Origin of the sequence: Streptomyces sp. 840.1 (assembly GCF_003751445.1) — a bacterium.
Classification (GTDB): domain Bacteria; phylum Actinomycetota; class Actinomycetes; order Streptomycetales; family Streptomycetaceae; genus Streptomyces.
The window spans coordinates 1730271-1753936 of the sequence record NZ_RJUU01000001.1; the positions used below are offsets into that span (position 1 = coordinate 1730271).

At 71.5% G+C, this 23666-nt stretch carries 21 protein-coding genes and 1 riboswitch; of the genes, 12 read left to right on the forward strand and 9 right to left on the reverse strand.

The window, feature by feature from the left end; genetic code table 11:
• Positions 1–108 precede the first annotated feature (108 nt).
• Positions 109–1581: a cytosine permease gene (locus tag EDD93_RS08045; protein ID WP_185092242.1), complete on the forward strand. Its 1473-nt coding sequence runs from the start codon at positions 109–111 to the stop codon at positions 1579–1581.
• Entirely contained in the window at positions 1578–2084 is a 507-nt protein-coding gene (locus EDD93_RS08050; RefSeq protein ID WP_123524505.1) for a nucleoside deaminase, read from the forward strand. Before EDD93_RS08045 ends, EDD93_RS08050 begins: the two co-directional genes overlap by 4 nt.
• Positions 2085–2195: 111 nt before the next feature.
• On the opposite strand, the gene EDD93_RS08055 is transcribed toward EDD93_RS08050, so the two are convergent.
• Complete coding sequence (locus EDD93_RS08055; protein ID WP_260255660.1) at positions 2196–4196, reverse strand: glycosyl hydrolase family 28-related protein; 2001 nt, start codon at positions 4194–4196, stop codon at positions 2196–2198.
• A gap of 643 nt (positions 4197–4839) precedes the next feature.
• Here EDD93_RS08055 and EDD93_RS08060 point away from each other — a divergent pair.
• The 4 genes from EDD93_RS08060 (at position 4840) to EDD93_RS08075 (ending at position 8107) form a co-directional block, all read left to right on the forward strand.
• A complete protein-coding gene (locus tag EDD93_RS08060) occupies positions 4840–5667 on the forward strand; it encodes a carboxymuconolactone decarboxylase family protein (protein ID WP_123524507.1) in 828 nt (275 codons plus the stop codon).
• A gap of 89 nt (positions 5668–5756) precedes the next feature.
• Positions 5757–6356: a TetR family transcriptional regulator gene (locus tag EDD93_RS08065; RefSeq protein ID WP_123524508.1), complete on the forward strand. Its 600-nt coding sequence runs from the start codon at positions 5757–5759 to the stop codon at positions 6354–6356.
• 149 nt (positions 6357–6505) lie between these two features.
• Positions 6506–7282: a GntR family transcriptional regulator gene (locus tag EDD93_RS08070; RefSeq protein WP_123524509.1), complete on the forward strand. Its 777-nt coding sequence runs from the start codon at positions 6506–6508 to the stop codon at positions 7280–7282.
• Positions 7283–7327: 45 nt separating this feature from the next.
• Positions 7328–8107 (forward strand): sulfite exporter TauE/SafE family protein, encoded by a 780-nt coding sequence (locus EDD93_RS08075; protein WP_123524510.1) that lies wholly within the window; start codon positions 7328–7330, stop codon positions 8105–8107.
• Here the strand turns inward: EDD93_RS08075 and EDD93_RS08080 are convergent.
• Entirely contained in the window at positions 8086–9765 is a 1680-nt protein-coding gene (locus EDD93_RS08080) for a CocE/NonD family hydrolase (protein ID WP_123524511.1), read from the reverse strand. The two genes, EDD93_RS08075 and EDD93_RS08080, sit on opposite strands and share 22 nt — an antisense overlap.
• A gap of 132 nt (positions 9766–9897) precedes the next feature.
• On the opposite strand from EDD93_RS08080, the gene EDD93_RS08085 reads away from it, so the two are divergent.
• The 4 genes from EDD93_RS08085 to EDD93_RS08100 all read left to right on the forward strand — a co-directional run bounded on the left by EDD93_RS08085 (position 9898) and on the right by EDD93_RS08100 (position 13978).
• On the forward strand, positions 9898–10614 hold the full coding sequence (locus EDD93_RS08085; protein WP_123524512.1) for a TetR/AcrR family transcriptional regulator: 717 nt from the start codon (positions 9898–9900) through the stop codon (positions 10612–10614).
• Between the two features lie 152 nt (positions 10615–10766).
• Positions 10767–12086: an esterase gene (locus tag EDD93_RS08090; RefSeq protein WP_260255661.1), complete on the forward strand. Its 1320-nt coding sequence runs from the start codon at positions 10767–10769 to the stop codon at positions 12084–12086.
• Between the two features lie 108 nt (positions 12087–12194).
• A complete protein-coding gene (locus EDD93_RS08095; protein ID WP_123524514.1) occupies positions 12195–12899 on the forward strand; it encodes an RNA polymerase sigma factor in 705 nt (234 codons plus the stop codon).
• A complete protein-coding gene (locus tag EDD93_RS08100) occupies positions 12896–13978 on the forward strand; it encodes a CU044_5270 family protein (RefSeq protein ID WP_123524515.1) in 1083 nt (360 codons plus the stop codon). Before EDD93_RS08095 ends, EDD93_RS08100 begins: the two co-directional genes overlap by 4 nt.
• 96 nt (positions 13979–14074) lie before the next feature.
• On the opposite strand, the gene groL is transcribed toward EDD93_RS08100, so the two are convergent.
• The 4 genes from groL to thrC all read right to left on the reverse strand — a co-directional run bounded on the left by groL (position 14075) and on the right by thrC (position 18324).
• Positions 14075–15700, reverse strand: coding sequence for a chaperonin GroEL (gene groL, locus EDD93_RS08105; RefSeq protein WP_123524516.1), 1626 nt, complete (start codon positions 15698–15700; stop codon positions 14075–14077).
• A gap of 341 nt (positions 15701–16041) precedes the next feature.
• Positions 16042–16248, reverse strand: a complete 207-nt coding sequence (locus EDD93_RS08110) for a cold-shock protein (protein WP_003967346.1) — start codon at positions 16246–16248, stop codon at positions 16042–16044.
• A gap of 433 nt (positions 16249–16681) precedes the next feature.
• The gene (locus EDD93_RS08115) at positions 16682–16960 is read right to left on the reverse strand and encodes a MoaD/ThiS family protein (protein ID WP_123524517.1); all 279 of its coding nucleotides are present in this window, start codon (positions 16958–16960) and stop codon (positions 16682–16684) included.
• A gap of 71 nt (positions 16961–17031) precedes the next feature.
• Complete coding sequence (gene thrC, locus EDD93_RS08120; RefSeq protein ID WP_123524518.1) at positions 17032–18324, reverse strand: threonine synthase; 1293 nt, start codon at positions 18322–18324, stop codon at positions 17032–17034.
• A 17-nt stretch (positions 18325–18341) separates the two neighbouring features.
• Positions 18342–18506: riboswitch (SAM riboswitch) on the reverse strand.
• Positions 18507–18659: 153 nt separating this feature from the next.
• Here thrC and EDD93_RS08125 point away from each other — a divergent pair.
• Both EDD93_RS08125 and EDD93_RS08130 read left to right on the forward strand, forming a co-directional pair.
• Positions 18660–19610, forward strand: a complete 951-nt coding sequence (locus tag EDD93_RS08125) for a glucosyl-3-phosphoglycerate synthase (protein ID WP_123524519.1) — start codon at positions 18660–18662, stop codon at positions 19608–19610.
• Between the two features lie 86 nt (positions 19611–19696).
• Complete coding sequence (locus tag EDD93_RS08130) at positions 19697–21088, forward strand: trehalose-6-phosphate synthase (RefSeq protein WP_123524520.1); 1392 nt, start codon at positions 19697–19699, stop codon at positions 21086–21088.
• Here the strand turns inward: EDD93_RS08130 and otsB are convergent.
• The 3 genes from otsB to EDD93_RS08145 are packed head-to-tail and all read right to left on the reverse strand — an operon-like array spanning position 21065 to position 23478.
• Complete coding sequence (gene otsB / locus EDD93_RS08135; protein ID WP_123524521.1) at positions 21065–21922, reverse strand: trehalose-phosphatase; 858 nt, start codon at positions 21920–21922, stop codon at positions 21065–21067. The two genes, EDD93_RS08130 and otsB, sit on opposite strands and share 24 nt — an antisense overlap.
• A 33-nt stretch (positions 21923–21955) precedes the next feature.
• On the reverse strand, positions 21956–22228 hold the full coding sequence (locus tag EDD93_RS08140; protein ID WP_123524522.1) for a DUF3263 domain-containing protein: 273 nt from the start codon (positions 22226–22228) through the stop codon (positions 21956–21958).
• Between the two features lie 32 nt (positions 22229–22260).
• Complete coding sequence (locus EDD93_RS08145) at positions 22261–23478, reverse strand: extracellular solute-binding protein (RefSeq protein WP_260255663.1); 1218 nt, start codon at positions 23476–23478, stop codon at positions 22261–22263.
• Positions 23479–23666: the final 188 nt, after the last annotated feature.

Genomic DNA, 23666 nt, shown 5'->3' on the forward strand with positions numbered 1-23666 from the left:
TTCGCATTCTGCACGCCTGCCTGTGAGCGGCAACAGGGGTGTGTACTGCCGTTGCTGCAGCATTCCCGCCTTCCCAGGCTTCCTACGAATGATGGGAGGGGGCTCGTCGTGACCCAGCCCCAGACCCAGCCCGAGAGCCAGACCCACCCGCCCACCTCACCGCGCACCCACACCGGCCGGCTCGTCCGAGTCCTGCGGAACGCCACCGCCGTGGAGACCTCCGGGATCGAACCCATCGCCGCCGACGCCCGCAGCGGCGGGCCCGGATCGTCCTTCACGCTCTGGTTCAGCTCGAATGTGCAGTTCTCCAGCCTCTCCAGCGGCATGCTCGCCACCGCGGCCTTCGGCCTCGGCTGGGTGCAGGCGCTGCTCGCGATCATGCTGGGCAGCGCGGTCGGCGCGGCCGCGATCGGGGCCATGTCGACCTTCGGCCCGCGTTCCGGCGTGGGCCTCCTCGTACAGACCAAGGGCCCCCTCGGGCGGATCGGGGCCGCCGTCCCGGCCGTCCTGGTCTTCTTCAAGGCGTGCGCCTGGTTCGCCGTGAACTCGGTACTCGGCGCGTTCGCCGTGCAGACGCTGCTCGGTACGGGCTTCGGCCCGGCGTTCGCCATCGTCACGGTCAGCCAGGTCGCCATCGCGCTCGTCGGCTACGGCTTCATCCACCTCGTGCAGAAGACGATGGCGGTGGTGCTGCCGCTGCTGTTCATCGTCGTGTCCGGCTACGCCCTCACCAAGAGCGACCTCGGATCGGCCTTCGACGCCGACCGGGCCGGGGCGCTCGGCTTCGCCGGAGCCTTCGCCCTCACCATCGCCGTCCAGGCGGCACAGGCGCTGAGCTTCTCCTCGTACGCCGCCGACTACACCCGCTACATGCCCGTCGACACCTCGCCGCGCAGACTCTTCACGTACGCCTTCACCGGCACCTGGCTCGGCTCCGTGTGGATCGCCGGACTCGGGGCCGCGATCGGCACCATCGCGTTCATCGGCACCCCGACCGACCTGGTCGGTCAGGTGCTGCCGGGACTGTTCGCCACCGTCACCATGCTGGCGCTGGGCATCTCCACCATCACCTCCAGCTGCCTCGACTGCTACTCCGGCGCTCTGGCCTGGCTCATCGCGGGCGTCAGGATGCGGCGCTGGCAGGCCGTCCTCGTCGTCGGCGTACTCGGCGGGACCCTCGGCTGGCTCGCGGGTCAGGGCGACTACTGGAAGTCGTTCGAGAACTTCCTGATCCTGCTCGGCAACTGGATCGCCCCCTGGCTCGCCGTGATGCTCGTGGACCGCTACCTGGCCAGGCGCCCCGCCGGAGCGGCCGCCCCCGCCGAACCTGCCGCCAGGTTCGGCCCCGGCTTCGCGTCCTGGCTGCTCGGCCTGGCCGCCGCGGTCCCCTTCATGAGCCAGCCGGGCATCCTCGTCGGCCCCGTCGCGAAGGCACACCCGCCACTCGGCGCGGCCGCCGCCGCGGTCGCGTTCCTGACCGCCGGACTCATCCACTACCTGCTCACCCGCCGCCCCGGCGGGCGGGCTGTTCCCACCGGACGGACCACGTCCCGCACCACCACAGAGGAGATCACCGCATGACCAGCACCACCGCCACCCCCCGGACCGCCGCCACCGAGGCCGACACCGCCCATCTGCACACCGCCGTCGCCGTCGCCCGCCGCTCCCGCGCCGCCGGCAACCACCCCTTCGGCGCGCTGCTCGCCGGCCCGGACGGCACGGTCCTGATCGAGGCCGAGAACACCGTCACCACGGGCCGGGACGCCACCGGCCACGCCGAGACCAACCTCGTCCGGCTCTCGACGGCGAAGTACGACACCGAGTTCCTGCGCACCTGCACCCTCTACACCAGCACCGAGCCGTGCGCGATGTGCTCCGGCGCCATCTACTGGTCCGGCATCGGCCGGGTCGCCTACGCCCTGGGCGAGGACGAGTTGCTCGACATGACGGGCGCCAACGAGGAGAACCCGACCATGGCGCTGCCCTGCCGCGTCGTCTTCGCGGCCGGCCAGCGCGACCTCCCCGTCGTCGGCCCGGTGGACCTCCCGGAGGCCCGCGAGGTCCACCAGGGCTTCTGGAACTGACGCGAACGGAGCGGGGAACGGAAACGGGACCCCGGCCCCGACAGGGGTGAGCGGCGCGGCCGGCGGAATCCGCCGGCCGCGCCGCTCCGCCGCAGGGCGTTCAGTCCTGTCTCACCACGCGCCCGGCGCCGGCGGCGGGACGACGTCCGGCCGGTCGTTGCAGGTGATGGTGTTGGGGAGCAGCCAGGGGGCCAGCCAGCCGCCGTCGTTGCCGCCCAGGTCCGTCAGGGCGAACTCCGATCCCGTGGAAGGGAAGTTGAACGAGCCGCAGTTGTTGACGCCGACCGCGCCCACGTTGCGCGCGTCCACGTTCTCGAACGTGGCGCCGCCCGCCGCGCGGGCGCTCAGCACCGAGGTGCCGGTGCCGTCCACCTTGATGTCCTTGAAGTGGACGCCCTTGATGACGTACTTGTCCTTCACGGCCCAGTCGGAGACGAGCATGATCGCGTTGTAGGTGCTGTCGAGGAAGTTGTTGCCGGTGACCCGGATGTCCGCGTCGATGCTCTTGTCGAGGGCGAAGATCCAGAGGGCGCCGAGGCCGATGTTCCAGTTGAGCTCGTACGTACCGGCGCGGACGGTCGTGTTGGCCGTGAGGTCCAGCTTCCCGGCGAACGGCTCGGCGCCGAAGCGGGAGCCGACGTGCAGCGCGCTGCCCTCGCGGATCGGGTCGGCCACCAGGTTGTTGGAGACGGTGTTGTCGGTGCCGCCGTAGATCGCGATGCCGTTGGCCAGGACCGGGGTCTGGACGGTGTTGTGGTCGAAGGTGTTGCGGGCGTTGGCCGTCTTCTCGGACCACATGGCGAGTCCGTCGTCGCCGGAGTTGCGTACGAAGGTGTGGGCGACGCGTGAATCCGTCACGCCCGTATGGAAGTTGATGGCGTCCGCGATCTGGTCGACGATGATGTTGCCGGTGATCCGCAGGTTCTTCATCGGACCGTCGAACCACATGCCGACCTTGGTGTGGCTGATGTGCAGGCCCTCGATGGTCGAGTCGCTGAACGCGCCGCCGATGCCGTTGACCTGGTCGGTGTCTATGCGCTCGCGCACGTCGCCCTCGATGGCGAAGCCGGACAGGTGGACGTTGCGGCTGCCGCCGTCCGCCGTGTCCTTGCCGTAGAAGCCGACGCCGGTGTGGACCGAGCCGTCGGCGGCCGGGGTGTCGAGTGCGACCTCGTGGCCCTTGATCCTGGTGTACCAGTTGCCCGCGCCGACGATCGTGACGTCGTCGACCACGATGTGCCGGTTGACCTGGTACGTGCCCGGCGGGATGTACACCTTGAGGTGGGTGCGCCTGGCGAAGGCGATGGCCTTGTCGATCGCGGTCGCCGAATCGCGGCGGCCGGTGGGATCGGCTCCGAAGGCGAGGACGTTGGCGGCGAGCGGTTCGATGCGCGGGAGGCCGACCAGCTCCGAGTCCATCAGGTCGACGGTCGTCGCGGCGGCCCGGCTGCCGGCCGGGACCGTGAGCCGTACGGTGTCGCCCGCGCGGTAGGTGCGGCCGAGCAGGAGGCGCTGCTCGTCGTAGAAGTGGCTGGGCCGGTACGGCTTGGCGATGACCGGGGCCGGGGTGGTCTCGCTGGGTACGCAGGAGCACTCGGTGATCCACCAGTCGGGGTGGAGCAGCCCGGCGCCCGGGTCGTTGGAGAACGGGTACTGGTTGTACAGCCAGGAGTACTGCGAGGTCAGCGTCATGGTGGAGCGCTTCTTGCCGTTCACCGCGACGTCCAGCGGTGCGGTGATCCCGCCGCCGTTCGGAGCGTCCGGGATGCTGTAGCGCACGGTGATCGCGTTGGCGGCGCGCGGCAGCCGGAACTCGACGTGCCGGCCCGGCTCCAGGCTGACCGCCTTGCGGCCGGACGCCTCGGCGGGGAGCGTGTACGCGGCCCGGCCTGGGCCGATGACCGTGCCGTCGGTCGCGGCGTTCTCGGCCTCCTGCTCGACGAACGGCACGTCCGCGCCCCGGCCCGCCACGAGCGCCGGGTCGAGGGCGGCGCGGGTGACGGCGGGAGCCGCGGCGGAGGCGGCGGTGGCGGGACCGGCTGCGGGGCTGCGCTGGGCGGCCGGTGCGGGCGTGCCCGTCAGCACGCCCAGGCCTATGGCGGCGACGGTCATCGAGGCGACTGCCGCCGTGTGCCACGCCGTTCGCCGCGGTCTTCGCGGGCTCACTTCAGTACCGGTGATCTTCCGTGACATCGCAGGCCCGTTTCTCTGAGGAGCGGCCGGACTGGCCGGAGTGGCCGGAGTGGCCGATTTCGGCCGGAGCAGCCGCCGGGGAGGTGAGGCGACAGTAGGACCCGGACATCGCGGGCCACAAGACTCCTGCGATACGTTTCCGTCAGATTGCTGTTCAAGTACAGATCTTCGTAGGATTTTTGCGTAGCCAGGGCATTTCATTGCGAGATCTCGCGTTGCCGTTCGACGCCCGCCATAGCCCGGGACCCAGAACCCGAGGCCCATGAGCCGTAGCCCATGACCCGACGGGCCGGGCTCAGCGAGCCGCCGCCTCCGCACCGCCCCGCACCGCCCCGTGCGCACCGGCTCGGGGCGCCGAACCAGGGCCGTCCTACTGCTCCTTGAGGCGTTCGCCACCGCCCACATGCGGCCGCGCGGGGGGGCACGCCCGGGGCCGGCCTGCCTCGGGCACTCCCGTCACGCTTTCCAACTTTATGGTTGGAGTTTCACGGCTGCGCGTGCTAACTTCCAACCCATCAGTTGGAAATGGTCAGTGATCACCGCCCCGGCAAGGAGTTTCGACATGTCCCACGCGCATCCCACCGCACCGTCCCGGCTGTCCGAGGGTCTGGACGTACTGAAGGTGATCGGCGGCTCCGCACCCACCCCACTGGAGGCGGTGTCCGACATCGCTCCGGACCTCGCCCGCTACGCCGTCGAGTTCGCGTACGGCGATCTGTACACCCGGCCCGGACTGACCCTGCCCCAGCGCCAGTTGGCGACCGTCGCGGCGCTGGCCGCCCTCGGGAACGCCGAACCGCAGCTGCGCTTCCACATCGCGGGCGCGCTCAATGTCGGCTGCACCCGGCGCGAGGTCGTCGAGGTGCTCATGCACACCCTCGTCTACGCCGGATTCCCCGCAGCCCTCAACGGGATCACCGCCGCACGCGCGGTGTTCGCCGAGCACCCGGCCGCGCCCGGCCCCCCTGAAGCCTCTGACGCTCCTGCCGCCTCCGGCCCGGCCACCGCAGGCGCGTCCGAGCGCTTCGCCCGGGGGCTGCGCGCCCTGTCGGAGGTCGACGGGCACTCGGGGCAGCAGGTGGTGGACTCGCTCAACGACATCGCCCCCGAACTGGGCCGCTACCTCATCGAGTTCGTCTTCGGTGACGTCTACCAGAGCACCGGGATCGACCTGAAGACCCGCGAGATGGCCTCGGTCGCGATGTGCACCGCCCTGGGCACCGCGGGACCCCAGCTGCGCGTACACATCCACGGCTTCCTCAACACCGGCGGCACCCGGGAGGAGGCGGTCGAGGTGATCACCCACCTGGCCGCCTATGCCGGTTTCCCCGCCGCCCTGAACGGCAGCACCGCCGCACGCGAGGTCTTCGCGGCACGGGACGCGGCATAAGGACACGGCACAGGACGCCCCGTAAGAACACGGACACAGACACAGACACAGACACCGACACCGACACCGACACCGACAAGGATCCCGACATGGCCTGGGACACCGCACGCACCAAACGCCTTCTGCTCGAAGCCGCCGTCGAGGAGTTCGCCGAGCACGGCCCGACCGGCGCGCGCGTCGACCGCGTCGCCGCGGCGGCGAAGGTCAACAAGGAGCGCATCTACCAGTACTTCGGCGGCAAGGAGAAGCTGTTCACCGCCGTACTGGCATCCGAACTGGCCAAGGCCGCCGAGGCCGTGCCCCTGCCCGCCCCGGGGGAGGGCGACCTCGGCGACTTCGCCGGACGGCTGTACGACTACCACGGCGCCCACCCGCACCTGCTCCGACTCCTGTCGTGGGAAGGGCTGCGCGACGGACGGGCACCGGTGGCCGCCGAGGAGGAGCGCACAGCCCACTACGCCGACAAGGCCGCGCAGATCGCCGCCCTCCAGCTCGACTCCACCGTCACCGCGGACTTCGAACCGGGCCGGCTGTTCGGGGCCGCCTTCGCCCTCGCGACCTGGTGGCTCACCATGCCCCAGCTCGCCCGCATGTCCCTGAGCGGCGCCGACGGATCCCCCGAGGCGACGCGGGACGCGCTCGTCCGGATGGTCCGGGCCCTCACCGAGCCCGGTTCGCCCGCGCGGTGACCGCCCGGACCGGCGGAACGCCCGGTATCCGGGGCAAACCCGCAGCTCAGGCGTTTATGCAGGTCAGGATGGGTGGCGTAACTTCGGCGTAACCTCGCGTGGGACGCTCGGCGGGTAGCGTGGAGTCCGAGAGGAGGTGACGGACACCCATGCGCGACGAACCGCCGCCGCACCGCGAGAGGCCACCGCTTCCCCGTGCCGAACGAGCGCGGCAGATCGCGGACACCCTGCGCCAGCGGATCACCTCCGGCCGCTACGAGGACGGCATGCTGCCCGACGAACGCGCCCTGAGCCAGGTGCTCGGCGCCTCCCGCAACACCGTCAGACAGGCCCTCGGACTGCTGCGCGACGAGGGGCTGATCACCCGCAGGCGGGGCATCGGCACCCAGATCGTGACGGCGAAGTACGGGCACGGCCTCGACCGCCTCACCGGTCTCGCGGAGACCCTCATCGACTACGGCACCGTGGCGAACACGGTCCGCGCGGCCCGGGTCGTACCGCAGGCGCCGAAGGCCGTCACCGAGCGGCTCCAACTCCCCGACGGCTCCGAGGCGGTGTACCTGGAGCGGCTGCGCAGCCTGGACGGGCGGCCGCTCTCCGTCGACTCGACCTGGCTCGCCCCCGACATCGGGCGCCCCCTCCTCGACTGCGACCTCGCCGGCCGGGACGTCTTCACGCTCATCGAGGAGACCACCGGGACCCGGCTCGGCAGCGCCGAGATCACCGTGCACGCCGTCACCGCCGAACCGGACACCGCGCGGCTGCTCGGCATCCCCGCCGGCGCGGCCCTGTTCGTGATCGACCGGCTCACCCGGCTCGCCGACGGGCGCCCCGTGGACAGCGAGTCCCTGCGGGTGCGCGCCGACCGGTTCGCCCTGCACACGCTGCTCCGGCGAGGCGACGCCCCGCCGCGCGCCCTCGCCTGACCGAGGCGACCTCCCACCCCTCGCACCACCCTCGGAGGCACCCCCATGTCCTGGACCCCCGACACGCTCACCCTGGTTCTGCTCGCCCTGTTCGGCCTCGCGGGAGGCATCGGGATCACCGCGATCGGGCCCGGCGGGGTGCTGCCCACCATCGGCATGTTCCTGCTGACCGGGCTCACCCCGGCCGGCGTCGCGGGCACCGCCATCGTCACCCATGTGGCGACCGGCGTCCTCGGCACCGCCGCGTACACCAGGTCCGGGCAGCTGCGGGACCCGGACACGCGGCGCACCGCCGTCGTCCTCGCGGCGAGCGCGCTCGTCGGCACCCCCGTCGGCGTACTGCTCAACACCCACGTGTCGGGGCGGCTGTTCGGGATCCTGCTGGCGTGCGCCGTCACGGTGACCGGCCTGCTGGTGTGGCTCCGCGAGCGCCGCGCGGCGACCGCGCCGACGCCCGGCACCCCGGTGCGGGTGCCGCTCGCGCTCACCGTCGCGGTGGGGGTCACGGTGGCCGTCGCGGCGGGGCTGTTCGGGCTGGGCGGGCCGATGCTGAGCGTGCCGCTCCTGGTCGTCTGCGGGCTCCCGGTGCTGTCCGCGCTGGCCGCCGCGCAGGCGCAGTCCGTGGTGATCGCGAGCGTGGGTACCGTCGGCTACGTCCAGCACGGCTCCGTCGACTGGACGCTGGCAGTTGTGGTCGGCGTGCCGGAACTGGTGGGGGTGATCGTGGGCTGGCGCATCGCCCGTTCGGTCCCGGCCCGCCGCCTCAAGTACGCCATGGCCGCGATGCTCCTGGCGCTGGCCCCCTACCTCGCGTTCCGCTCCTGAAGGGGCAGCATCAGCTCGGAGTCCTCGCGCAGGCTCACCCGTACCGGCACGAACTGCGTCGCCTGCGAACGGGGTTGGCCCGTGCCCGGGTTGCGCGCGTAGCGGGGGTGCGCGCCGCCGCTGATCTGCCAGCGGATCCGGTGGCCGGCGCCGAAGCGATGGGCGGTGTCACCCATGGGGACGGTGACCCGGACCTGTTCACCGGCGGTGCTGCGGAGTTGGGCCAGGCCGTCGCAGACGTTGGTGGAACGGCCCCGGGGGTCCACGTCGCACAGTCGGGCGAACACGTCCGCGTGTCCGGTGTCCGTGGCGGCGCTGATCCGTGCGGAGACCGGGCCGAGGACGGTGACGGGTTCGGTCAGGACCGGGCCGGTGAACGTGAGGACGTCGTCCCTGGACTCCAGGGGCCCGTTGTCCCGGGCGCCCGCGGTACGGGAGAGGAGGGCGCCGCCGAGGGAGGGCGTGGGGGCGGCCGGGTCGTAGCGGAAGGACGTCAGGGGCGCGGTGCCCGTGGGGGGCTGCCGGGTGAGGTGGCCTTCCGCGGTGGGGTACCAGGAGGTGGTGGCGGGGGCGAGGGGCCACTCGCCGAGATCCCGCCATGCCGCGTCCGCGCCGCCCAGGTGGACGCGTACGGGGGTGGGGCGCAGAGCGGCGGGGTCCTCGCACAGGTGGGCGCGGAGCCAGCCGAGGCTTTCGGCGAAGACCTCGGGCCAGCCCTTCTGCAGGGCCGAGGTGTGGGTCCAGGGGCCGACGAGCAGCGCGGTCTCGGCTCCCGCGCGGCGCAGCCGGCGGTACTGCTCGAAGGCCTGGCCGGCCAGGACGTCGTAGCGGCCGGTGATCAGCGAGGTGGGGATGCGCGCGCGTGCCGCCGCGCCCGCGTCCGCGCCCCGCCAGTGCGGATCGTCCGCGTCCGGATGCGCGATCACCTCGTCCAGCCAGGGCACTTCGGCCCCGAGCGCGGGTGCGATCGCCCCGCGCAGCGGCTGCGCCGAGCCGGTCGCGCGCATCCGGCGCTGCACACGCATCGCCGCCCGCCCGAAGGCCATCACGCCCCGGTGCTGGTACGTCATACCGGCGCCGACGAGGAGTGCCGCCTCCAGGTGGAGCACCCCGTCCGTGTGGAAGAGGGCGTGCGGGTCCTGGAGGCCCACCTGGAGCACCATCGCCTTCAGCTCGGGCGGCGGGTCCAGCGCGAGCGCCGACTGCACGTAGCCGAGGTAGCTGGGGCCGACCGTGCCGAGCGTGCCGTTGAACCAGGGCTGTTCGCGCAGCCAGGACACGGTGGCGTGGCCGTCGGCGGCCTCGTTGCGCCAGAGGTCGAAGCGGCCGCCCGAACCGCCGGTGCCCCGGCAGCTCTGCAGGACCACGTGAAAGCCCTGCTCGGCGAAGAGGATGCCGTACTGGGGCGACCACGGCACGCCCCGCCCGTAGGGGGAGCGGACGAGGAGGGTGGGGAAGTCCCCCTCCGCTCGCGGGAAGTAGTGGTCCGTGATCAGCGGGCTGCCGTCGGCCGCCGGCACCACGAGGCCGGGCTCCCACCCCGCCTCGTGCCGTCGGGCCGGAAGGCCGCGCCAGGTGGCCCGCATCAGCCGGGAGGCCGGCGGCGGCTTCGCCTTCCGGGCGCGCCTCGTCCGGGCCTCGTACGTCGGTGGTGCCATGGTTCGCCTCCGTCGCTACGCATCGCATCGCTCATGCGTGTCCGTCACTCATTCATTCTCGTACTGTGTACGAGAATAGTGGATGCTTGGATGGGACCCACAGGCAGCAGTCACGAGGGGAGGCACCGGACCATGACCCGCAACGACGGGCCCGGCGCCGCCGGCGTCGATCCCCGGGAGCTCTGGCTGAGCCCGGACCGCCCCCGCCGGGGCCGCAGGCCCGCCTTCAGCCGCGAGGCGATCACGGCGGCGGCCGTCGTCCTGGCCGACACCGAGGGGATCGACGCGGTCACCATGCGGCGGGTCGCCGCAGAGGTGGGCGCGGGGGTCATGTCCCTCTACAGCTACGCCCCCGACAAGGAGACCCTGCTGGACCTGATGGTCGACCACGTCGCCGCCGAGCTGCCCGCGTCGGCCCCGCTCACCGGCGACTGGCGCACCGACCTGAAGGCCGTCGGACACCTCCAGCGCGACCACATGCTCCGCCACCCCTGGCTGCCCGCCGCCGTGTCGGCCCGCCGGACCCTCGGCCCCCACACCCTGGCCTTCCTGGAACACGCCCTGGCCGCGCTGCGGCCCAGCGGGACGGACGGGCCGACGCGGCTGGAGATCTTCGCCCAGCTCACCGCGTTCGTGGCCGGGCACGTCGCCCACGAGGTCGCCCAGGCGCAGGCCGCGCAGTCGCCCGACCGGGCCGCCGCCGAGGCGCTCTACCTCGCGGCCGTCGCCGCGGACGGCCGCCACCCGGAGCTGGCCGAGGCGCTCACCGCGGCGCCCCGGCCACTGACCCCGGACGCCAGGTTCAGCCGCTTCCTCACCCGGCTGGTCGACGGCCTCGACGCCGGCTGACCCGGGGCCCGGCGGCCATCCCCTACCCGGGTGCCAGCCGCACGCCTCCGAATGAGCACCTGGGTATCACGCGCCGGGCGGCAGCCGGGAGGCATCGTGGAGGCGTTCGCACACGTCGCCCGCGACCCGCGGCACCGCAGACCGTGCCGTGCGTGCCGCACCGCCCGAACGGGGAGTTCCAGGTGCTCGCTGTCCCGCGTACCCGTACCCACAACCGCCGGCAGGTCCTCACCACCGCCCTCGCCGCGTCCGCCCTGCTGGCCACCGGCGCCATCCCGTCCTTCGCGGCCGGCAACAGGCGGGCCCGCACCCCCCTGCCGACCGCACGACTGCCCCGGCCCACCGGGCCGTTCGAGGTCGGCACCACCGTGCACCACCTCGTCGACCCCTCCCGCGCGGAGCCCTGGCTGCCGGGCACCGCGGCCCGCCGCGAGCTGATGATCAGCGTCCGCTACCCGGCCGCGCCCGGCGGACCGGCCCGGCGCGAGCCGCAGATGACAGAGGCGGCCGCCGCGCACTTCGGCGGGCCGGACGGGGCCGCCGCCCTGAACCTGGGCATGGCACCCGGGTCCGTCGACTGGGCCGCCACGCTCAGCCACGCCCGCCGCGACGCACCCGTCGCCGCACGGGCCGGCCGGCTGCCCGTCGTGCTGTACTCCGGCGGGCTGGGCGACCCGCGCACCTGGAACACCGCCTTGGTCGACGACCTCGCGAGCCACGGGTACGCCGTCGTCACGATCGACCACACCTACGAGGCGACCGAGGTGGAGTTCCCCGACGGACGCCTCGCCACCATGCGGATCTTCGACGGGGCGCCGCCCAGCGATCCGGACGCGATCAGCGCCCTGCTGCGCAAGGTCATGGCGGTCCGGGTGGCCGACACCCGGTTCGTGCTGGACCGGCTCCCGGAACTGAACCGGACGCGCTTCGGGGACGTACTCGATCTGCGCCGGACCGGCATGTTCGGCCACTCCGCGGGTGGCTTCACCGCCGCCCAGACGATGCACGACGACCGGCGGATCCGGGCGGGCATCAACATGGACGGGCAACTGGACTACGTGGGCGGCGCGCAGCCGGACGGCAGCCGGCTGAGCACGGTCGCCACGGACGGGCTGGACCGGCCGCTGCTCCTGATGGGGACGGCCGGTGAGGGCTCGGGCGACTACCGGCAGCAGCCGTCCTGGGCGGCGTTCTGGAAGAACACCCGGGGCTGGCGGGCCGACGTCACCCTGACCGGCTCGCGCCACGCCTCCTACACCGACGCCGAGTCGCTGCTCCCGCAACTGGCCCGCCAGGGCGCGGAACCGGCCGGCGGACTGGCCGGGGCCGTCGGGACGGTACGGCCGGACCGGGCGGCGGCCGCGAGCCGCGCGTACGCGGCGTCGTTCTTCGGACGGTGGCTGCGCGGACACGACGACTGCCTGCTGCACGGCCCCTCGGACCGCTTCCCCGAGATGGTGTTCACGCCGTAGCGAAGGAGCCCGAGCCCGGGAGCCGTGTGGCGCGGGTCACCGGAACCATCCGCCCATAGCGGAGAGGTAGAGGGTGTGAGATGTGATGAACAGCGAGATCGGGAGCGCATGCGCGCACGGATCAGAGCCGGCGACCACGAGGCGTTCGCCGAGCTCTACGAGGAATACGCGCGGATCGTCTACAACCACGCCTACCGGCTGTCGGGCGACTGGTCGACGGCCGAGGAGGTGCTGTCCGACACCTTCCTGGCCGCCTGGCGCAACCGCCACTCCGTCGAGCCCGAGGGCGATTCGCTGCGGCCGTGGCTGCTCGGGATCGCCACGAACAAGGCCCGCAACGCCGGGCGCGGCACCGGACGGCGCCTCGCCTTCCTGGCACGCCGCCCCGCCCCGGAACCCGTGGCGGACATCGCGGACGCCGCGGCCGCCCGCGTCGACGACGCACGGCGGCTCGCCGAGGTCCGGCAGGCGCTGAACGGGCTCCGCCGCCAGGAACGCGAGGTGCTGGTCCTCTGCGTCTGGTCCGGCCTCGACTACGCGGAGGCCGCCGAGGCGCTCGGCGTCCCGGTGGGCACCGTGCGCTCACGGCTCTCCCGCGCCCGCACCCGGCTGCGGCGCCTCACCGACGAGAAGCCCGGCCGGACGGCGGACGGTGGAGCGGGCCGGGCGGCCGACGGGGGATCGGCCCGGCCCGCGCGGGAAGCACGGCCGGCGGAAGCGGACCGGTCCGGCCGGGAACCGCGCCCCGGCCGCGGAGAGGTAGGGAGCAGGGCCGCGTTCGTGGCCCTGCCCATCCAGGAGGAAGCCCGATGAACGACCGCACCTCCGGCCCCGACCGGGCCGAACACGAGGAACTGGCCCGGCTGTTGCCGGCCCCGGCCGAACGGGACCTGCCCCCGGGCCGATATCTCCACCACAAGGACACCCTGATGCGTCAGATCGACCACGACGGCGACCGCGCCACCGCTGCCCCTCGCCCCCGCCCCCGCCTGCTGCGCCCCGCCCTTCTGCTGCCCGCCGCCGGCGCCGCCCTCGGCGCGGTGCTGCTCACCACCCTCGCCGTGACCGATCAGGACAGCGCCCCGGCGCCGTCCGCAGCGGGCACCCGTTCCGGGGCCACGGCCCCGCGCGGCGCGGCCGTGCTGCTGGACCGGATCGCGTCGGTCGCCGCGAAGAGCGACGCGGCGACGGTCACCGACGACCAGTTCGTGTACGTCAGGACACTGCAGGCCGAGCAGGAGGGCGAGTACGGCGGGCCCATGAAGCTGACGAAGCCCGTTGAGCGTGAGGTCTGGATGACTCAGAAAGCCCGGCCGGTGATCAATGAGGGCCTGATTCACCAGGACGGCAGGTACTTCCCGATCACCGTCGGGGTCCCGGACGGCGAGACCCCCGTCGGCTACCCGGCGGGCCTCAACCGGCCGACGTACAACTGGCTGGCCTCGCTGCCCACCGACCCCGACGTCCTGCTGCGGCGGCTCGCCACCGAGATCACCCGGGACCAGGACACGCGCCAGACCCCGGCGAAGGACCGGGACCCGGCCCAGGACGCCTTCGACGCCATCGGTGAGCTGTTGCAGGAGACGGTGATGCCGCCGAGGACCGCGGCCGCCCTCTACAAGGCCGCCGCGAAGATCCCCGGTGTGAGCGTGGACGCCGACGTGGTGGACGCGGCAGGCCGGCACGGGATCGGCGTGGCCCGCGACAACACCCGGCCCGGCTGGCGCACCGCTTGGATCTTCGACCCGGCCACCCTGGAGTACCTGGGCGAACAGAGCTCCCTCATCAGGGACACCGACATGGGCAAGAAGGGCGCCCTGATCAGCCGGTCGGCGGTGATGGAGCGCGCGGTGGTCGACGCCCTGCGCGAGAAGCCGTCGACGAAGGCCTGATCCCGCGCCCGGCTCACGGAACGACGCCGGCCCCCGGGGAGCGATCCCCGGGGGCCGGCGTCGTGCTGCTGTGCTGGAGCTACCGATCCGTGAGGATCAGAAGTCCATGTCACCGCCCGGCATGCCGCCCGGAGCGCCGCCGGCAGCGGCCTTCTCCGGCTTGTCGGCGATGACGGCCTCGGTGGTGAGGAAGAGCGCGGCGATGGACGCGGCGTTCTGCAGGGCGGAGCGCGTGACCTTCGCCGGGTCGAGAATGCCCTCGGCGATCATGTCGACGTACTCGCCGGTCGCGGCGTTGAGGCCGTGACCGATCGGCAGGTTGCGCACCTTCTCGACGACGACTCCGCCTTCGAGACCACCGTTGACGGCGATCTGCTTGAGCGGGGCCTCCAGCGCCAGCTTGACGGCGTTGGCGCCGGTCGCCTCGTCACCCGAGAGCTCGAGCTTCTCGAAGACGGCCGAGGCCTGGAGCAGAGCCACGCCACCACCGGCGACGATGCCCTCCTCGACGGCGGCCTTGGCGTTGCGCACCGCGTCCTCGATGCGGTGCTTGCGCTCCTTGAGCTCGACCTCGGTGGCGGCACCGGCCTTGATGACGGCCACGCCGCCGGCCAGCTTCGCCAGGCGCTCCTGGAGCTTCTCGCGGTCGTAGTCCGAGTCGGAGTTCTCGATCTCGGCACGGATCTGGTTGACACGACCCTGGACCTGGTCGCTGTCACCGGCGCCGTCGACGATCGTCGTCTCGTCCTTGGTGATGACGACCTTGCGGGCACGGCCGAGCAGGTCGAGACCGGCGTTCTCCAGCTTGAGGCCGACCTCCTCGGAGATGACGGTGCCACCGGTGAGGATGGCGATGTCGCCGAGCATGGCCTTGCGGCGGTCACCGAAGCCCGGGGCCTTGACGGCGACGGACTTGAAGGTGCCACGGATCTTGTTGACGACCAGGGTCGACAGGGCCTCGCCCTCGACGTCCTCGGCGATGATCAGCAGCGGCTTGCCGGACTGCATGACCTTCTCCAGCAGCGGAAGGAGGTCCTTCACGTTGCTGATCTTCGAGTTCACGATCAGGATGTACGGGTCGTCGAGCGACGACTCCATGCGCTCCATGTCCGTGGCGAAGTACGCCGAGATGTAGCCCTTGTCGAAGCGCATACCCTCGGTGAGCTCGAGCTCCAGACCGAAGGTCTGGGACTCCTCGACGGTGATGACGCCTTCCTTGCCGACCTTGTCCATCGCCTCGGCGATGAGCTCGCCGATCTGGGTGTCAGCGGCGGAGATGGAGGCGGTCGAAGCGATCTGCTCCTTGGTCTCCACGTCCTTGGCCTGCTCCAGGAGGGCGGCGGAGACGGCCTCGACGGCCTTCTCGATGCCCCGCTTGAGAGCCATCGGGTTCGCACCCGCGGCCACGTTGCGCAGGCCCTCGCGGACGAGCGCCTGAGCGAGAACGGTGGCGGTGGTCGTACCGTCGCCGGCGACGTCGTCCGTCTTCTTGGCGACCTCCTTGACCAGCTCCGCACCGATCTTCTCGTACGGGTCCTCCAGCTCGATCTCCTTGGCGATGGAAACACCATCGTTGGTGATCGTGGGGGCGCCCCACTTCTTCTCAAGGACGACGTTGCGGCCCTTGGGGCCGAGGGTGACCTTGACGGCGTCGGCGAGCTGGTTCATGCCGCGCTCAAGACCGCGCCGGGCCTCCTCGTCGAACGCGATGATCTTGGCCATATGAAGTGGTCCTCCCGGACAGGGGTGGATTTCTCCGGACCGAGTGGCGCCCGCGACGGACGGCCTGCCGCCTGCCGGTTCCTTGCCCCGACAGACCTGCGGGCCTCACCGGCCCGGTCCAAGTTTCTGTCACTCTCACCCGGAGAGTGCTAAGCCCAATGATTAGCACTCGACCCCCGAGAGTGCAAGCGCCCCCCTCCGGAGTGTGGACAACGAGCACCCCCTCCGCAGGCGGACGACCGGACAGCGCGTGCGAACGGTTCCGGACGCACGGAGGGCCCGTACCCCTGGGGTACGGGCCCTCCGTGCGTGAGTAGTGTCGTTGGCCGACCGCGCCGAACTCAGCCGACGGCGAGCTTGACCATGTCCGCCTGCGGCCCCTTCTGGCCCTGCGAGATTTCGAATTCAACTCGCTGACCCTCTTCGAGGGTGCGGTATCCGTCCATCTGGATCGCGCTGTAGTGGACGAAAACATCCGCACCACCGTCGACCGCGATGAAGCCGTACCCCTTCTCCGCGTTGAACCACTTGACGGTGCCCTGAGCCATGCCTAACTCCCCTATTACTGGCCCTTGCACAGGACCGCACTTCGCGGGCCCGGGTCAGAACTCACCCTCCGACAGGAGAGGGTGCGTGCGCCGGAACGCGTCGACCGCGGCCGAATGTATCTGCCCAACTGCCCTCTGCAACAGGTCAATCGGACGAGAATTCTGGGCAGCGCCGAACGCCCGAATATGAGGAACTCATAAGATTCCAGGGCAAGTCGGGCCAGGCAAAGGCGACTTATGGCGCAAGAGGCTCAGGCACTTTGGCTGCATCTTGTCGTGGCCGGGCGCATTCTCATATGCGGGCGGCACGGGCAGCGGAGGGGTCTTCCCACACTCTACCGCGCTCAACCATGCAGAATTGCCCCCTCCGCTTCTGTCGCGGAGAGGGCAATCGCGGTGACTCGTCGAAGCGGGACCGCTCGGGTCCCGGGGCTCAGCAGCCGCCGGCGACGGCCGGGATGATCGAGATGCCGGCGCCGTCCGGGGTGACCGCTTCCAGGCCGCCCTCGAAGCGCACGTCGTCGTCGTTGACGTACACGTTGACGAAACGGCGGAGCTTGCCCTGGTCGTCCAGGACACGGGCGGCGATGCCCGGGTGGTCCTTCTCCAGGGACTCGATGACCTGGGAGAGGGTCGCGCCCTCGGCCGGGACCTCGGCCTGGCCGCCCGTGTAGGTGCGGAGGATGGTGGGGATACGGACCTTGACGCTCATGGTGGGTGCCCTTCCTGGAGTCACGGGTGGTCGGAGGCTGCGGCAGCCTCTCAGCTGGTGCGGCGGACCGCTCAGGCGGTGCCGAGGCCGGCGGCGCGGAAGGCGTCCAGGCTAGGCCTGATCGTCGCCGTCGCCTGCGAGGTGGCGGCCACCGCGTCCAGCGTCTTGAGGCCGTCACCGGTGTTCAGGACGACCGTCGTGAGCGACGGGTCGAGCAGACCCGCCTCGATCAGCTTCTTCGTCACTCCGACGGTCACCCCGCCCGCGGTCTCGGCGAAGATGCCCTCGGTGCGCGCCAGCAGCTTGATCGCGTCGACGACCTGCTCGTCGTTGACGTCCTCGACGGCACCGCCGGTGCGGCGGGCGATGTCCAGGACGTACGGGCCGTCGGCCGGGTTGCCGATCGCCAGGGACTTGGCGATCGTGTTCGGCTTCTGCGGCCGCACCACGTCGTGACCGGCCTTGAAGGCGGCGGAGACCGGCGAGCAGCCTTCGGCCTGGGCGCCGAAGATCTTGTACGGCCGGTCCTCGACCAGACCGAGCTTGATCAGCTCCTGGAGGCCCTTGTCGATCTTCGTGAGCTGCGAGCCGGACGCGATCGGGATGACGATCTGGTCGGGCAGCCGCCAGCCGAGCTGCTCGCAGATCTCGTACGCGAGCGTCTTGGAACCCTCGCCGTAGTACGGGCGCAGGTTGACGTTGACGAAGCCCCAGCCCTCGCCGAGCGGGTCGCCGATGAGCTCCGAGCAGAAGCGGTTGACGTCGTCGTAGTTGCCCTCGATGCCGACCAGCTCACCGCCGTACACCGCGGCCATGACGACCTTGCCCTGCTCCAGGTCGTGCGGGATGAACACACAGGAGCGCAGGCCGGCGCGGGCTGCGGCGGCGCCCACCGCACCGGCGAGGTTGCCGGTGGAGGAGCAGGAGAGCGTGGTGAAACCGAAGGCACGGGCGGCCTCGACGGCGATCGCGACGACGCGGTCCTTGAAGGAGTGCGTCGGGTTGCCGGAGTCATCCTTGACGTACAGGCCGCCGGTGACGCCCAGCTCACGGGCGAGGTTGTCGGCCTTGACCAGCTTGGTGAAGCCGGGGTTGATGTTCGGCTTGTCCGCGACGTCGGAGGGGACCGGCAGCAGCGGCGCGTAACGCCAGATGTTGTCGGGTCCGGCCTCGATGCGCTTCTTCAGCTCGTCCGGGGAACCGGTCGGCAGGTCGTAAGCCACTTCGAGCGGTCCGAAACAGCTCGAACAGGCGAAAAGGGGACCGAGTGCGAATCGCTCTCCGCACTCGCGGCAGGAAAGTGCCGCGGCGGGACCGAGGTCCACAGAAGATTCGGTAGATGCTGCAACAGTCTCAACAGCCATGATGGCGAGGCCCTTTCTCCTCATCTTCCTCGTGACGCGTTTCGCCACGAGACGGAATTGGCACCTTCCCCACCCGACCTCGCGGAAGGGGGTCCCCCCTGCTCGAGCGAAGTCGAGAGCTTGGGGGTGGGATGGTTGCCGGGACTTCAACGGGCCGTTCCCTCTGTCCCTCTGGATGAGCGCTATGGCACTGGATCATCGATCCAGGCGTTTATCGGCGGACGGACCCCGGCATGCCACGGCCGTCTGCGTTGTTCAAGACTGTAACCGAAGCACCGGACTGTTGAGATAGTCGTCCGAACCGCGAGATGGATCACATACAGGGAGTATCGACCGTGCTGGAAGAGGTCGAACGCTGGCTGACCAGGCGTTCCTGGTCGTGCGCCGACCGCCCGCTGGAGCAGCTCCTGGCCGCCCGGGGAGGCGACCCGAGGCGCAGCCGCGTGAGTGTCGTACTGCCCGCGCTCAACGAGGCGGCGACGGTCGGGGACATCGTCCGCACGATCCGGCGCGAGCTCATGGAGAAGGTCCGGCTGGTCGACGAGCTCGTGGTGATCGACTCCGGCTCCACGGACGCGACCTCCGAGGTCGCCCGCGAGGCGGGCGCCCGGGTGATCCACCGGGACGAGATCCTGCCCCGGCTGCCTGCCGTCCCCGGCAAGGGCGAGGTGCTGTGGCGGTCACTGCTGGTGACCGGCGGTGACATCGTCTGCTTCGTCGACGCGGACCTGAAGGACTTCTCGGCCGACTTCGTCTCCGGCATCGTCGGCCCGCTGCTGACCGACCCCTCGGTGCAGTTCGTCAAGGCGATGTACGACCGTCCCCTCGGGGACACCGCCGGTCAGGGCGGGCGGGTCACCGAACTGGTGGCACGGCCGCTGCTCAATCTGCACTGGCCGCAGCTGGCCGGCTTCGTCCAGCCGCTGGGCGGCGAGTACGCCATACGCCGCTCGCTGCTCGAACAGCTGCCGTTCCCGGTCGGTTACGGAGTGGAGCTGGGGCTGCTCGTCGACGCCCTGCACACCGTCGGCCTGGACGCGCTCGGCCAGGTCGACGTCGGCGTCCGCGTCCACCGCCACCAGGACGGCCGGGCGCTCGGCCGGATGGCGGCGGCCATCTACCGGACCGCCCAGCTGCGGCTTTCGCGCGGCCATCTGGTCCGCCCCGCGCTGACCCAGTTCGAGCGCGGCGAGAACGGCTTCGTGCCGCACACGTACCCGGTGGACACCGAGGAGCGGCCGCCGATGCGCGAGATCGAGGAGTACGTCGCGCGCCGGGCGGCATGACGCGGGGCGGCACGGAGCGGAGGCGGTGCGGCGAGACGCCGCCGTACGCACGTTTGGACAGTTCGGGATCGGGCTAGATTCCGCGCATGGTCTCCGAGCACGCCCCCCAGTCCGCCGCCCAGGTACTCGTCGCGTCCAACCGCGGCCCGGTCTCGTACACCCTGCGGGAGGACGGCTCGCTCGACGCGAAACGGGGCGGCGGCGGGCTCGTCTCCGGGCTGAGCGCGGTGGACGACAAGATGTGGGTCTGCGCCGCGCTCGGTGACGGCGACCGCGAGGCGGTACGGCGCGGGGTCGGGGAGCCGGGCGTACGGATGCTCGACATCGACGCGGACGTGCACGCCGACGCGTACAACGGCATCGCGAACTCGGTGCTCTGGTTCGTCCACCACATGCTCTACCAGACCCCGGTGGAACCCGTCTTCGACGCGGAGTTCCGCCGCCGGTGGGCGTCCTTCGAGGCCTACAACCTGGCCTTCGCCCAGGCGCTCGCCGAGGAGGCGGGCGAGGGCGCGGCGGTCCTGGTGCAGGACTACCACCTGGTGCTGGTGCCCGGCATGCTCCGCGAGCTCCGCCCCGACCTGCGGATCGGCCACTTCTCGCACACCCCGTGGGCGCCCGTCGACTACTTCCGGATGCTGCCCGACGACATCGCGGAGCAGGTGCTGCGCGGCATCCTCGGCGCCGACCGGGCCGCGTTCCTGACCCGCCGCTGGGCGGACGGCTTCATCGGCTGCTGCACGGAGATCCTGGGCGGCACCGGCCGCACCCGCGTCGGCGTGCACGGGCTCGGCGCCGACGGGGACTTCCTGCGCCGGCGCGCGCACGAGGCGGACGTGGACGAGCGGATGGCGGCGCTGCGCGAGCAGGTGGGCCCCGGCCGCAAGACGGTCGTGCGGGTGGACCGCACGGAGCTGTCCAAGAACATCGTCCGGGGGATGCTCGCCTACCGCTCCCTGCTCGACGAACGGCCCGAGTGGCGCGGCCGGGTCGTCCACGTCGCGTTCGCCTACCCCTCGCGGCAGGACCTGGCGGTCTACCGGGAGTACACCGCCGAGGTCCAGCGTGTCGCCGACGAGATCAACTCGGTGTACGGGACGGCGGACTGGACCCCGGTCGTCCTGCACGTCAACGACGACTTCGCCCGGTCGCTGGCCGCCTACCGGCTGGCCGACGTGGCGCTCGTCAACCCCATCCGCGACGGGATGAACCTGGTCGCCAAGGAGGTGCCCGTCGTCTCCGACCACGGCTGCGCCCTGGTGCTGTCGCGGGAGGCGGGGGCGTACGAGGAGCTGGCCGACGACGCCATCGCGGTGAACCCCTACGACGTGTCCGCCACCGCCGACGCCCTGCACGAGGCGCTGACGATGGCGGACGACGAGCGCGCCGAGCGCACGGAGCGCCTGGCCGAGGCGGCCACCGCGCTGCCGCCGCAGCAGTGGTTCCTGGACCAGCTAGAGGCGCTGCGCCAGGGCTGACAGGAATTCGACGACCGCTCCCGGCCCCGGCAGCAACAGGTCGGCGCGTGAGGCCAGTTCGGGCACCTCCGCCTCGCCGCTGCAGATCAGCAGGCCGGGGGTGCCGTCGGGGCCCTCGGTGCGGAGCTTCTCCACGGCGGCGTACGCGGCCAGGTCTCCCAGGTCGTCGCCGGCGTACAGCACGGACTCGGCGCCCGTCTCGCGCACGTACCGCGTGAGGGCGACGCCCTTGTCCATACCGGCGGGCCGCAGTTCCAGGACCATCCGGCCCGGTTCGACGATCAGGCCGTGCCGGGCGGCGAGCTCACCGAGGGGGCCGCGCAGTGCGTCGAACGCGGCCTGCGGGTCCTGGGCGCGGCGGGTGTGGACGGCGAGCGCCTGCCCCTTCTCCTCTATCCAGGTGCCGTGCCAGGAGTCGAACCTGTCGAGGAAGCCGGGGAGTTCGGCCCGCACGGCTGCGACGCCCGGGTGCGGGGCGGGGGCGTGGACGGTGCCGGACACGGCGTCCCAGCGTTCGGCGCCGTAGTGGCCGAGGACGACGAGGTGGTCGAGGCCCGGCACTCCGGCGAAGCCGCCGTAGCGGACCGCGACGCCGGCCGGGCGGCCGGTGATCACGGCGATCGACGCGACCTTGGGGGCCAGTGCGGCGAGCGCCTCGACGGTCCCGGCGTGGGCGCGGGCCTGTTCGGGGTCGGGAACGATGTCCGCGAGGGTGCCGTCGAAGTCGAGTGCGATGACGGCGCGGTCGGGGCGGCCGAGGAGAGCGGCGAGGCCCTCCCGGCCGGCGGGGGTCGTCGGGGTCGGCAGGGGTGGGGTGTGCGGGTGGCTGCCCATGGGCCGAGCCTATAGGCGTCACCGCCCCGGGGGTCAGCGGCGGCCGCGGCGGGCCTCTCGTACCCGGCGCAGACGGTTGACGGTGACCGGGTCCTCCGCCAGCGCCCGCCGGTCGTCCAGCAGGGCGTTCAGCAGCTGGTAGTAGCGGGTCGGGGAGATGCCGAGCCGCTCCCGGATCGCCCGCTCCTTCGCCCCCGGGCCCGCCCACGACTGCCGCTCGACCGCGAGCACCGCGCGGTCCCGGTCGGAGAGGCCGGGGGCGGGCGGTCCTGGTTCGTCGGGGGTGTCCGGGGGGAGGGCGGTCATATCAGCCAATATATGGGGCGCCCGGCGGACCGCTACTCCGCGCTCTCGGCCGCCGTGGACTCCTGGGCTATGCGCTCCAGCACGCTCTCCGGCTTCGCGCCCGGCTCGACCGCCTCACCGATGTTCTTCTTGATCGACTCGCTGGCCTTGGCCCAGGACGTCTTGCCGACCGGGTAGAACTGCGCGTTCGGCAGCGCGTCCAGGAACTTGTACAGCGGCTTGTACTTGGGGTTGGTCTCCATCGAGGCCGAGGCGCTGTCGGTGACCGGCAGCAGGTCGTACGTGTCCGCGAATTCGATGACGTTCTTGTCGCTGAACATGAAGTCGAAGAACTTGCCCAGCTCGACCCGGTGGTCGTTCTGCTTGAAGCCCATGATCCAGTCGGCGACACCCATCGAGCTGTTGGTGGGCCCGGTGACGCCGGGCAGCGGCACCATGCCGACGTCCACGCCCTTCTCCTGGGCCTCCTGCATCAGCGTCGGGTGGCCGTTGAGCATGCCGACGTCACCGCTGGTGAACGCCGCGAAGGCCTTCGCCCGGTTGAGCTTGCCGGGGGCGACGGGGCCGACGAGGTCCTTGTCGACGAGGTGCGACTTCAGCCAGTCGAACGTCTTGATGTTCTCTTCCGAGTCGATGTTGTACGAGCCGACGTCGTCGGTGTAGCCACCGCCGCCGCTGAGGAGCCACATCAGCGTCTCGGCCTGGGACTCCTCCTGGCCGAGCGGCAGCGCGAACGGGTACTTCACGCCGTGCTGCTTGAGCGCGGCGGCGTCGGTGGCGATGTCGTCCCAGGTCTTCGGGGCGTTCAGACCGGCCTGGCTGAACAGCTTCTTGTTGTAGAAGAGCAGCCGGGTGCTGGCCACGAACGGCAGCCCGTACTGGATCTGGTTGACCCGGCCCGCGTCCGCGAGGACCGGCAGGAAGTTCGCCTGGGTGCGGACGCTGAGCATCTGGTCGGCGGAGTAGAGCTTCCCGGCCTTGGCGTAGTCCGCGTACGCGCCGATCTGCGCCATGTCGGGGGCGTTGCCGGCCTTCACCATCTCCGCGACCTTGCGGTCGATGTCCGTCCACGGCAGGACGGTCACGTCGACCTTGATGCCGGGGTGGGACGCCTCGAAGCTCCTGGCGACCCCGTCCCAGTACGTGTCGGACTTGTTCGCCTCGCCGGTGCCGTAGTCGGCCGCGACCAGCTTCAGCGTGACATCGCCCCCGCCGCTCCCGCCGCCGCAGCCCGCCAGCGTTGCCGTCATCCCCAGAGCGGCGACAGCCGCCGTAAGTCCCAAGTAACGCCGCTGCACAGCCCAGTCCGTCCTCGTCGATCGCGTCATCCGTGGCACCCACGTCCGCGCGGGTGCGCTCCGGATGAGCTGCGATTTTGCCCCACCGCTTCCGAGGAGGTCTACACCACCCCGGTATCGCTTCGGCAACGCAGCAGCAT

Bases quoted from the DNA above. Each gene is read 5' to 3' on its own strand.
- EDD93_RS08050 (WP_123524505.1), top strand. From the start codon at position 1,578: ATGACCAGCACCACCGCCACCCCCCGGACCGCCGCCACCGAGGCCGAC.
- EDD93_RS08055 (WP_260255660.1), bottom strand. From the start codon at position 4,196: ATGACCGTCGCCGCCATAGGCCTGGGCGTGCTGACGGGCACGCCCGCA.
- EDD93_RS08060 (WP_123524507.1), top strand. From the start codon at position 4,840: ATGTCCCACGCGCATCCCACCGCACCGTCCCGGCTGTCCGAGGGTCTG.
- EDD93_RS08065 (WP_123524508.1), top strand. From the start codon at position 5,757: ATGGCCTGGGACACCGCACGCACCAAACGCCTTCTGCTCGAAGCCGCC.
- EDD93_RS08070 (WP_123524509.1), top strand. From the start codon at position 6,506: ATGCGCGACGAACCGCCGCCGCACCGCGAGAGGCCACCGCTTCCCCGT.
- EDD93_RS08075 (WP_123524510.1), top strand. From the start codon at position 7,328: ATGTCCTGGACCCCCGACACGCTCACCCTGGTTCTGCTCGCCCTGTTC.
- EDD93_RS08080 (WP_123524511.1), bottom strand. From the start codon at position 9,765: ATGGCACCACCGACGTACGAGGCCCGGACGAGGCGCGCCCGGAAGGCG.
- EDD93_RS08085 (WP_123524512.1), top strand. From the start codon at position 9,898: ATGACCCGCAACGACGGGCCCGGCGCCGCCGGCGTCGATCCCCGGGAG.
- EDD93_RS08095 (WP_123524514.1), top strand. From the start codon at position 12,195: ATGCGCGCACGGATCAGAGCCGGCGACCACGAGGCGTTCGCCGAGCTC.
- EDD93_RS08100 (WP_123524515.1), top strand. From the start codon at position 12,896: ATGAACGACCGCACCTCCGGCCCCGACCGGGCCGAACACGAGGAACTG.
- groL (WP_123524516.1), bottom strand. From the start codon at position 15,700: ATGGCCAAGATCATCGCGTTCGACGAGGAGGCCCGGCGCGGTCTTGAG.
- EDD93_RS08110 (WP_003967346.1), bottom strand. From the start codon at position 16,248: ATGGCTCAGGGCACCGTCAAGTGGTTCAACGCGGAGAAGGGGTACGGC.
- EDD93_RS08115 (WP_123524517.1), bottom strand. From the start codon at position 16,960: ATGAGCGTCAAGGTCCGTATCCCCACCATCCTCCGCACCTACACGGGC.
- thrC (WP_123524518.1), bottom strand. From the start codon at position 18,324: ATGGCTGTTGAGACTGTTGCAGCATCTACCGAATCTTCTGTGGACCTC.
- EDD93_RS08130 (WP_123524520.1), top strand. From the start codon at position 19,697: ATGGTCTCCGAGCACGCCCCCCAGTCCGCCGCCCAGGTACTCGTCGCG.
- otsB (WP_123524521.1), bottom strand. From the start codon at position 21,922: ATGGGCAGCCACCCGCACACCCCACCCCTGCCGACCCCGACGACCCCC.
- EDD93_RS08140 (WP_123524522.1), bottom strand. From the start codon at position 22,228: ATGACCGCCCTCCCCCCGGACACCCCCGACGAACCAGGACCGCCCGCC.
- EDD93_RS08145 (WP_260255663.1), bottom strand. From the start codon at position 23,478: ATGACGGCAACGCTGGCGGGCTGCGGCGGCGGGAGCGGCGGGGGCGAT.